8 protein-coding genes are annotated in these 9,089 nt (G+C 73.6%); 7 read left to right on the top strand and 1 reads right to left on the bottom strand.

Annotation, left to right across the window (positions count from 1 at the left end; all coding sequences use genetic code 11):
- From ABL57_RS10155 to ABL57_RS10140, 4 genes are all read left to right on the top strand, one after another.
- The coding region (locus ABL57_RS10155) for a DUF2071 domain-containing protein (protein ID WP_047803356.1) at positions 1 to 300 on the top strand (300 nt) is incomplete at its 5' end.
- Between the two features lie 67 nt (positions 301 to 367).
- Positions 368 to 2,749, top strand: a complete 2,382-nt coding sequence (ligA, locus tag ABL57_RS10150) for an NAD-dependent DNA ligase LigA (RefSeq protein ID WP_047803354.1) — start codon at positions 368 to 370, stop codon at positions 2,747 to 2,749.
- Between the two features lie 2 nt (positions 2,750 to 2,751).
- The gene (locus ABL57_RS10145; RefSeq protein ID WP_047803353.1) at positions 2,752 to 3,591 is read left to right on the top strand and encodes an inositol monophosphatase family protein; all 840 of its coding nucleotides are present in this window, start codon (positions 2,752 to 2,754) and stop codon (positions 3,589 to 3,591) included.
- Positions 3,592 to 4,049: 458 nt separating this feature from the next.
- Positions 4,050 to 4,763, top strand: a complete 714-nt coding sequence (locus tag ABL57_RS10140) for a transglycosylase family protein (protein ID WP_047803352.1) — start codon at positions 4,050 to 4,052, stop codon at positions 4,761 to 4,763.
- 127 nt (positions 4,764 to 4,890) lie between these two features.
- Here ABL57_RS10140 and ABL57_RS10135 read toward each other — a convergent pair whose 3' ends face one another.
- Positions 4,891 to 5,442: a hypothetical protein gene (locus tag ABL57_RS10135; protein WP_053004878.1), complete on the bottom strand. Its 552-nt coding sequence runs from the start codon at positions 5,440 to 5,442 to the stop codon at positions 4,891 to 4,893.
- Between the two features lie 136 nt (positions 5,443 to 5,578).
- On the opposite strand from ABL57_RS10135, the gene gatC reads away from it, so the two are divergent.
- Genes gatC through gatB form a run of 3 tightly spaced genes read left to right on the top strand, consistent with a single transcriptional unit; the run spans position 5,579 to position 9,031 of the window.
- Entirely contained in the window at positions 5,579 to 5,875 is a 297-nt protein-coding gene (gatC, locus tag ABL57_RS10130; protein WP_047803351.1) for an Asp-tRNA(Asn)/Glu-tRNA(Gln) amidotransferase subunit GatC, read from the top strand.
- Positions 5,876 to 5,879: 4 nt separating this feature from the next.
- Positions 5,880 to 7,517, top strand: coding sequence for an Asp-tRNA(Asn)/Glu-tRNA(Gln) amidotransferase subunit GatA (gene gatA, locus ABL57_RS10125; RefSeq protein WP_047803350.1), 1,638 nt, complete (start codon positions 5,880 to 5,882; stop codon positions 7,515 to 7,517).
- Positions 7,517 to 9,031, top strand: a complete 1,515-nt coding sequence (gene gatB, locus ABL57_RS10120; protein ID WP_047803349.1) for an Asp-tRNA(Asn)/Glu-tRNA(Gln) amidotransferase subunit GatB — start codon at positions 7,517 to 7,519, stop codon at positions 9,029 to 9,031. Before gatA ends, gatB begins: the two co-directional genes overlap by 1 nt.
- Positions 9,032 to 9,089: the final 58 nt, after the last annotated feature.

Genomic DNA, 9,089 nt, shown 5'->3' with positions numbered 1-9,089 from the left:
CGGCCGGCCAGCCGGCTGCGGGTGGCCGTGGGGGAGCGGCTCGAGCGCCCCGGCCCGCTCGAGGTGTTCCTCACCGCCCGCTTCGGACTGCACACCCCGTGGTGGGGCCGCCCCCTGTGGGTGCCCAACACGCACGGGCCGTGGCCGCTGCACCGGGGCGAGCTCCTGGCGCTCGAGGACGACCTGGTGCGGGCCACGGGCTTCGGGGAGCTCGCCGCCCGCCCCCCGGACAGCGTCCTGTGCTCCCCGGGCGTGCGCACCGGCTTCGGGCTCCCGCTGCGCCTGGACGACCCGCGATGAGGCGGCGCCGGACCGGCACCGCCGTGCCGCGCCGGGGGCTGTCCGGCCCGTGGGCCACAATGGTCGGGTGAGCCCACAGCAGAGGACAGACGACCGCCCCGTCGACGCCACCGGCCAGGACCTCAACCCGGCCCCGCCGAGCGAGGACCTCAAGGAGGAGTACGCGGAGCTCGTGGACCGGGTGCGTGCCGCACGCACCGCGTACTACGTGGAGGACGCCCCCACGATCTCGGACGCCGAGTACGACGAGCTCTACCGGCGGCTCGAGGAGGTCGAGGCGCTGAACCCCGAGCTGGTGGCCAACGACTCGCCCACCCAGGAGGTCGGCGGCGAGGTCTCCACGGCGTTCGCGCCGGTGACCCACCTCGCCCGGATGTACTCCCTGGAGGACGTCTTCTCCATCGACGAGCTCACCGCCTGGATGGCCAAGGCCTCCGCCGCCGTCGAGGCGCTGCCGGACGCCCCGGGGCCCGCGTGGCTCACCGAGCTGAAGATCGACGGGCTGGCCGTGAACCTGCTCTACCGCGACGGCGAGCTGGTGCGGGCCGCGACCCGCGGCGACGGCACGACCGGGGAGGACGTCACGCACAACGTGCGCACCATCGCCACGATCCCCACCACCCTCGCCGGGGACGACGTCCCCGAGGAGGTCGAGATCCGCGGCGAGGTGTTCATCTCCTCCCGCGACTTCCGCTCCCTCAACGAGGCGATCGTGGCCGAGGGCCGCGCCCCCTTCGCCAACCCCCGCAACGCCGCGGCGGGCTCCCTGCGGCAGAAGGACCCCGAGGTCACCGCCCGGCGCCGGCTGTCCATGTACGTGCACGGCGTGGGCGCCGCCACCGGCCTGCGCGCCGACACCCAGTCCGAGGTCTACGGGCTGCTCGAGCGGTGGGGGCTGCCGGTGAGCCCCTACTTCAGGGTGCTGCCGTCCACGGAGGAGGTCCTGGCGTTCATCGAGGAGTACGGCCGCCGCCGCCACGACCTCATCCACGAGATCGACGGCATCGTGGTCAAGGTCGACGACCGCCGCACCCAGTTCCGGCTCGGGCACACCTCCCGGGTGCCGCGCTGGTCCGTGGCCTACAAGTACCCGCCCGAGGAGGTGCACACGAAGCTGAAGGACATCCTGGTCAACGTGGGCCGCACCGGCCGGGTCACCCCCTTCGGGCTCATGGAGCCGGTGCGCGTCGCCGGGTCCACGGTGGAGATGGCCACCCTGCACAACCAGGACGTGGTGAAGGCCAAGGGCGTGCTCATCGGCGACACCGTGGTGCTGCGCAAGGCCGGTGACGTGATCCCCGAGATCGTGGGCCCCGTGGTCGCCCTGCGCGACGGCACCGAGCGCGAGTTCGTGATGCCCGCCCACTGCCCCTCCTGCGGCACGGAGCTGCGCCCGGCCAAGGAGGGCGACGTCGACATCCGCTGCCCCAACGCCCGCAGCTGCCCGGCCCAGCTGCGCGAGCGGGTCTTCCACGCCGCCGGGCGCGGCGCCTTCGACATCGAGGCCCTCGGCTACGAGTCCGCCCTGGCGCTGACCCGGCCCGACGAGCCGGAGACCCCGCCGCTGACCAGCGAGGCGCACCTGTTCGACCTCACGCCGGAGGACCTGCGCGAGGTCCGGATCCGGCGGGAGAAGAAGTCCCGCGGCACCCCCACGGGGGAGACGGAGCTCGTGCCGTACTTCTGGTCGAAGGGCACCGCCAAGAAGCCGTCCGAGCCCACCGCCACCACCCGCAAGCTCTTCGAGGAGCTCGAGAAGGCGAAGTCCCAGCCGCTGTGGCGGGTGCTCGTGGCGCTGTCCGTCCGGCACGTGGGCCCCACCGCGGCCCGCTCCCTGGCCACCGCGTTCGGCTCGATGCAGGCCATCCGCGACGCCGACGAGGAGACCCTGGCCCACACCGACGGGGTGGGGCCCGTCATCGCCGCGTCCGTCAAGGAGTGGTTCGCCGAACCGTGGCGGTGCGAGATCGTGGAGCGGTGGGCGGCCGCCGGGGTGCGCATGGTGGACGAGGTCGACGAGTCGGTGCCCCGCACCCTCGAAGGCGTCACGGTGGTCATCACCGGCACCCTGGAGCGCTTCAGCCGCGACTCGGCGAAGGAGGCGGTCCTGGTGCGCGGCGGCAAGGCCTCCGGATCGGTGTCGAAGAAGACGCACTTCCTGGTGGCCGGGGAGAGCGCGGGCTCCAAGCTGGACAAGGCCGAGCAGCTGGGCGTGCCGGTGCTGGACGAGGAGGGCTTCGAGCGCCTCCTCGCCGGCGGGCCGGATGCCGTGGCCCCCGGGGGCACGGGCGAGGACGCTGACGAGGACGCGGGCGAGGACGGCGGCGCCGGCGAGGTCCCGGCCGGCCCGGGCATTGCGCACAAGGGCACGGCGCAGGAGAGCACGGCAGACGACAGCACGGCAGACGACAGCGCGGCGGAGTCCGCCGACGACGAGGACGGGGCCTGAGCATGGGACGCCACGACGACGCACTGGACGGGCTCGGCCCCACCGGCGGGGAGCTGGAGGAGCTGCTCGAGCTGGCGCTGGCGGCCGCCGAGGCCGGCGCCGAGGTGCTCCGGGGCCGGGACGCCGCACGGCTCGACGTCACCGGCAAGTCGGGGGCGGGGGACTGGGTCACCCGCTTCGACGTCGCGGCCGAGCAGGCGGTGCTGCGCACCGTGCTGGACCGTCGTCCGCACGACACGGTGACCGGCGAGGAGTCGGGCACGCACCGGCCCGAGCAGCCCTCCGGGATCCGCTGGTCGGTGGACCCGCTCGACGGCACGACGAACTTCATCCGCGGCATCGTGTACTACTGCACGTCCGTGGCCGCCGCCGACGCCGAGGGCAACTGGCTCGTGGGCGTGGTCAACGCCCCGGCCCTGCGCCGGACCTACTTCGCGGTGCGGGGCGCCGGGGCGTGGCTGGAGACGGACGGCACCACGCGCCGTCTCACCGGGCCCGAACCGGGCCGGCCGGGGCGCGTCTACGGGACCGGCTTCTCCTACGACGCCGCCCAGCGCGACCGCCAGTTCCATACTTTCTTGAGCACAATGCGCCAGTACACGGACATGCGGCGTCTGGGTTCCGCGGCGCTGGACCTGTGCATGGTGGCCGACGGCACACTGGACGGCTACGGCGAGCAGGGCCTGCACGAGCACGACTGGGCGGCCGGTGCGCTCATCGCGGAGGAGGCCGGAGCGCTCGTCCGCCGCCCCGCGCTGCCCTCCCCGGCCGAGGGCGCGGTGCCGTCCGCGGACCGTCTCGCGGCCTGGGTCACCGCACGTGAGCGCGGAATTCCCGGCTGAGACGGGGCGGTCCGGCCCCCGGGGTCTGGTGTGAGATGCCTCTCGTGACTTGACCGAGACAAAACCGTTGCCCTAGCGTGACATTCGAAGCGTTCTTCCCGAGGGCATGCCCTCCGCTTCCGGAGCACGGCTCCGCATCGTCGGGTTTCGTCACGGCCCGACACCCCCACGCAGACGGCTGGTGTTATACCTCACGTCGAGCGCCAGGGGGGTAGCGCAACAGAAATCGTTACGCTACCGTGATCAACAGCTTCCCCGAGGATCTCCTCCGGGGATCCGGTGTGCCCCGACCCAGCCTCGGGCGCGCCACCAAATCATGCTAGGTGCTGCCGTAACACCGCACGTCGTCTGAAGGGCAGCCACCTGTAAGCACTTACCCGACCACACCTTTGACGGGTAGACGACGGCGCGAAGACATCCGGGGACGGAAACGAGCGCAGGTGGCCCAAGGGAGCATCATGACCAACGCCAACGCTGTTCGTCGCAACGTCCGTCGCGGTGCCGCCGCCCTGATCCTCGGCGGGACCGCCGTGGGTGCCATGGCCCTCCCGGCCAACGCCGCCCCGGCGTCGACCTGGGACGCCCTCGCCGAGTGCGAGTCCGGTGGCAACTGGAACACCAACACGGGCAACGGCTTCTCCGGCGGCCTGCAGTTCACCCCGTCGACCTGGGCCGCCTTCGGCGGCACCGGCGCCCCGCAGGACGCCTCCCGTGAGCAGCAGATCGCCGTGGCCGAGAACGTGCTCGACGGCCAGGGCTGGGGCGCGTGGCCCGCCTGCTCCGCCAAGCTGGGCCTGAGCGGCAGCGCCGCCCCGTCCGCCAACCCGATGGGCTCCGCCACCACCGTGGCTCCCCAGTCCGTGCAGGCCCCGGCCCCGATCGAGGCCGCCCCGGCCCCGGTCGCCGCCCCGGCTCCGGCCCCCGTGCAGGCCGCTCCCGCGCCGGCCCCGGCCGCCGCCCCCGTGGTCGAGTACGTCGCCCCGGCCGCCGTCGTGGCCCCGGCCCCCGTGGCCGGCGAGTCCTACACCGTGGTCCCCGGTGACACCCTCTCGATCATCGCCCAGAAGCTGGGCGTCCACGGTGGCTGGGAGGCGCTGGCCGCCGCCAACGCCGGCAGCATCGCCGACCCGAACCTGATCTTCCCCGGTCAGGTGCTGAACATCCCCGCCTGATCCCTCCCGGGATCGGCACCGCGCGGCCTCGCCGCGCAGCACGAGACGAAGGGCCCCTCCGCGTGCGGAGGGGCCCTTCGTCCCGTGTGCGGGCGGCCACGGCCGGCCCGGGTGCGGCGTCAGGCGCTCAGAGCCACAGCCAGGGCTCGGTGGGCTCGGCCGCCACGTCCCCGAAGCTCACCGAGCGCTCGGCCCCCTTGACGCGGTAGGACTGGATGATGCGCAGGGACTCGCCCTCGCGGTGCTGGACCTCCACGGCCACCGCGGTCTGCCCGGAGCGGTCCGGCAGGGTCACCGGGAACGCCACGCCCGCACAGAGGATCTCGTCCCGCAGCTGCTCGGCCCGGTCCCGCAGCGCCTGCAGCACCGCCTCGGGGGAGAGCTCCTCCACCTGCTCCGGCGGCAGGGCGTCCAGCTCGTACTCGCCGTCCTTGCGGGCGGTCACGAGGAAGGCCGGAAAGGCCCCGTGCTGCCCCAGCTGCTGCTCGGCCACGGCCTGGACGTGCGCCACGACCGTGTCGATCGTCTCGGCGGCGTCCTTGCTGACCCGCTGGCGCCAGGCGTTGGCGGCGTCCGTGGCCGAGACCGAGCGCGTGGCCCTCCCGGGCCGGGCGCCGGCGGGGCGGTCCTTCCGGGCGCCGCGGGCCTTCTTCGTGCGGGCGGGGGTGCTCTTGGCCATGTCCGGGTGCTCCTGTGTGGTGGGTGGGCGTACCTCCAGGGTATGCCCCCGCACCGGCCCCTCCGCCCGCGCGGGCGGCGGGGGCCGCGCGGCTAGACTGGAGCGGAAACCACCCCGACCACGAGCAGGAGTGCGCATGTCTGCGATCACCCGCGAGCAGGTCGCCCACCTGGCGAAGCTCGCGCACATCGAGATGACCGAGGAGGAGCTGCGGTCCATGGCCACGGAGCTGGACCTCGTCGTCGACTCGGTCGCGTCCGTCAGCGAGGCCGCCGGCCCGGACGTCCCGGCCACGAGCCACCCGATCCCGCTGCAGAACGTCTTCCGCGAGGACGTCGTGGGCGAGACCCTCACCGCCGAGGAGTCGCTCAGCAACGCCCCCGACGCCGCCGAGGGCAAGTTCAAGGTGCCCGCGATCCTGGACGAGGAGTAGCCGCATGACGACCACCGGTACCCCCCAGGGCGTCGCCGGCCTCTCGGCCGCCGAGCTCGCCCAGCAGCTCGCCGCCGGCGAGGTCAGCTCCGTGGAGGCCGTCCAGGCGCACCTGGACCGCATCCGGGACACCGACGGCGCTCCCGTCGACCCCGCCGACCGCAGCCGCGGCAAGAGCGGGCTCAACGCCTTCCTGCACGTGAACACCGAGGAGGCCCTGTCCGTGGCCGCCGAGGTGGACGCCGCCCGCGCCCGCGGCGAGGAGCTGCCCGAGCTGGCCGGCGTGCCGATCGCGGTCAAGGACCTCATCGTCACCAAGGGCCAGCCCACCACCGCGGCCTCCCGGATGCTCGAGGGCTGGATGAGCCCCTACGACGCCACCGTGACCCGCCGGCTGCGCGCGGCGCGCATGCCCGTGCTCGGCAAGACGAACCTGGACGAGTTCGCGATGGGCTCCTCCAACGAGCACTCCGCGTTCGGCGACACCCGCAACCCGTGGGACCTCGCCCGGATCCCGGGGGGCTCCGGCGGCGGCTCCGCCGCGGCCGTCACCTCCTTCCAGGCGCCCCTGGCCCTGGGCACCGACACCGGCGGGTCCATCCGCCAGCCGGCGGCCCTGACCGGCTCGGTGGGCGTGAAGCCGACCTACGGCGGGGTCTCCCGCTACGGCGTGATCGCCATGGCGTCCTCCCTGGACCAGGTGGGCCCGGTGGCCCGGACGGTGCTCGACGCCGCGCTGCTGCACGAGGTGGTGGGCGGGCACGACCCGCAGGACTCCACCTCGCTGCCGGGCCCGGCCGGGCCCCTCGCCGCCCAGGCTCGGGCCGGGGCCGCGGAGGGCGGGCTGAAAGGACTGCGCGTGGGCGTGGTCCGGGAGCTCACGGGCGAGGGCTTCCAGCCCGGCGTCCAGCAGCGCTTCGGCGAGGCCGTGGAGCTGCTGCGCTCGGCCGGCGCCGAGATCGTGGAGGTCTCCACCCCGAACTTCCGCTACGCCCTGGGGGCCTACTACCTGATCATGTCCTCGGAGGTCTCCTCGAACCTCGCCAAGTACGACGGCGTGCGCTTCGGCCACCGCGTGCTGCCCGAGGGCGGGCCGCTGACCATCGAGCGGGTGATGGGCGCCACGCGGGCCGCCGGCTTCGGCGCGGAGGTCAAGCGGCGCATCATCCTGGGCACCTACGCCCTGTCCGCCGGCTACTACGACGCCTACTACGGCTCGGCGCAGAAGGTCCGCACCCTGGTGCAGCGCGACTTCGCCGCCGCCTTCGAGCAGGTGGACGTGCTCGTCTCCCCGACGGCGCCGACCACGGCCTTCGAGCGCGGCGCCGTGGACGAGTCCGCGGACCCCATGCAGATGTACCTCAACGACATCGCGACCATCCCCACCAACCTGGCCGGCGTGCCCGCGATCTCCGTCCCCGGTGGCCTCGCCCCCGAGGACGGGCTGCCCGTGGGCATCCAGTTCATGGCCCCGGCCCGGGAGGACGCCCGGCTCTACCGCGCCGGCGCCGGCCTGGAAGCCCTGCTCGCCGACCGCTGGGGCGGGCCCCTGTGGAAGGACCTGCCCGACACCGCCGCGCTGGTCCGCGACCTGGCCGCCGAGTCCACCCTGTCCGCACCCGTCCGGGGAGGAGCCCGCTGATGACCCAGACCACCGAAGAGGTCCTGTCCTTCGACGAGGCCATGGAGAAGTACGACCCCGTCCTCGGCTTCGAGGTCCACGTGGAGCTGAACACGCGGACCAAGATGTTCGACGCCGCCCCCAACGTCTTCGGCGACGAGCCGAACACCAACGTCACCCCCGTCTCCCTGGGCCTGCCCGGGGTGCTGCCCGTGGTCAACCGGGTGGCCGTGGAGTCGGCGATCAAGCTCGGCCTGGCCCTGGGCTGCGAGATCCGCCCGGTGTCCCACTTCGCCCGGAAGAACTACTTCTACCCGGACACCCCGAAGAACTTCCAGACCTCCCAGTACGACGAGCCGATCGCCGAGAACGGCTCCGTCGACGTGGAGCTGGAGGACGGGACGGTGTTCACCGTCGAGATCGAGCGCGCCCACATGGAGGAGGACGCCGGCAAGCTCACCCACCTGGGCGGGGCCGCCGGCCGCATCCAGGGCGCCGACTTCTCCCTGGTGGACTACAACCGCGCCGGGGTGCCGCTGATCGAGATCGTGACCAAGCCCATCGTGGGCGCCGGCTCCCGGGCCCCCGAGCTGGCGCGCGCCTACGTGACCGTCATCCGCGAGATCGTCAAGAACCTCGGCATCTCGGACGCCCGGATGGAGCGCGGCAACGTCCGCTGCGACGCCAACGTGTCCCTCATGCCCAAGGGCGCGTCCACGTTCGGCACCCGCTCCGAGACGAAGAACGTGAACTCGCTGCGCGCCGTCGAGCGCGCCGTGCGCTTCGAGATCCAGCGGCACGCCGCCGTCCTGGACGGCGGCGGGACCATCGTGCAGGAGACCCGGCACTGGCACGAGGACACCCGCTCCACCACCAGCGGGCGGCCGAAGTCCGACGCCGACGACTACCGCTACTTCCCCGAGCCGGACCTCGTGCCGGTCGTGACGGACGAGGCGTGGATCGAGCGGCTGCGGGCGGAGCTGCCCGAGCCCCCGGCCGAGCGCCGCAAGCGGCTGCAGGCCGCCTGGGGCTTCTCGGACGAGGAGTTCCGCGACGTCGTCAACGCGGGCGTGCTCGACGAGATCGAGCAGACCGTCGCGGCCGGGGCCGCCCCGGCCGCGGCCCGCAAGTGGTGGATGGGCGAGATCGCCCGCCTGGCCAAGCAGCGGGAGGTCGAGATCGCGGAGCTGGGCGTCACCCCGCAGCACGTCGTCGAGCTCGACGGGCTCATCGGCGCCGGCAAGATCAACGACAAGCTGGCCAAGAAGGTCCTCGCCCACGTCCTGGAGGGCGAGGGCTCCCCGGCCGAGGTCGTCGAGCAGCGCGGTCTGGCGGTCGTCTCCGACGACAGCGTGCTCACCGCGGCGATCGACGACGCCATGGCGCAGATGCCCGACGTCGTCGCGAAGGTCCAGGCCGGCAAGGTGCAGGCCGTGGGCGCGCTCATCGGCCCGGTCATGAAGGCCACCCGCGGCCAGGCCGACGCCGCCCGGGTGCGGGAGCTGATCCTGGAGAAGCTCGGCGTGCAGGGCTGACCACCCGTCCCGCGAGGGGCCGCGGGCCGCCGGAGACCGTCACGGGCTCCGGCGGCCC

Origin of the sequence: Kocuria sp. SM24M-10, from assembly GCF_001027955.1 — a bacterium.
GTDB classification, from domain to species: domain Bacteria; phylum Actinomycetota; class Actinomycetes; order Actinomycetales; family Micrococcaceae; genus Kocuria; species Kocuria oceani.
The sequence above is the reverse complement of the archived record's forward strand: the minus strand, read 5'-3'. Positions and strand labels throughout refer to the sequence as shown.

Bases quoted from the DNA above. Each gene is read 5' to 3' on its own strand.
- gatA (WP_047803350.1), top strand. From the start codon at position 5,880: ATGACGACCACCGGTACCCCCCAGGGCGTCGCCGGCCTCTCGGCCGCC.
- gatC (WP_047803351.1), top strand. From the start codon at position 5,579: ATGTCTGCGATCACCCGCGAGCAGGTCGCCCACCTGGCGAAGCTCGCG.
- ABL57_RS10140 (WP_047803352.1), top strand. From the start codon at position 4,050: ATGACCAACGCCAACGCTGTTCGTCGCAACGTCCGTCGCGGTGCCGCC.
- ABL57_RS10145 (WP_047803353.1), top strand. From the start codon at position 2,752: ATGGGACGCCACGACGACGCACTGGACGGGCTCGGCCCCACCGGCGGG.
- gatB (WP_047803349.1), top strand. From the start codon at position 7,517: ATGACCCAGACCACCGAAGAGGTCCTGTCCTTCGACGAGGCCATGGAG.
- ABL57_RS10135 (WP_053004878.1), bottom strand. From the start codon at position 5,442: ATGGCCAAGAGCACCCCCGCCCGCACGAAGAAGGCCCGCGGCGCCCGG.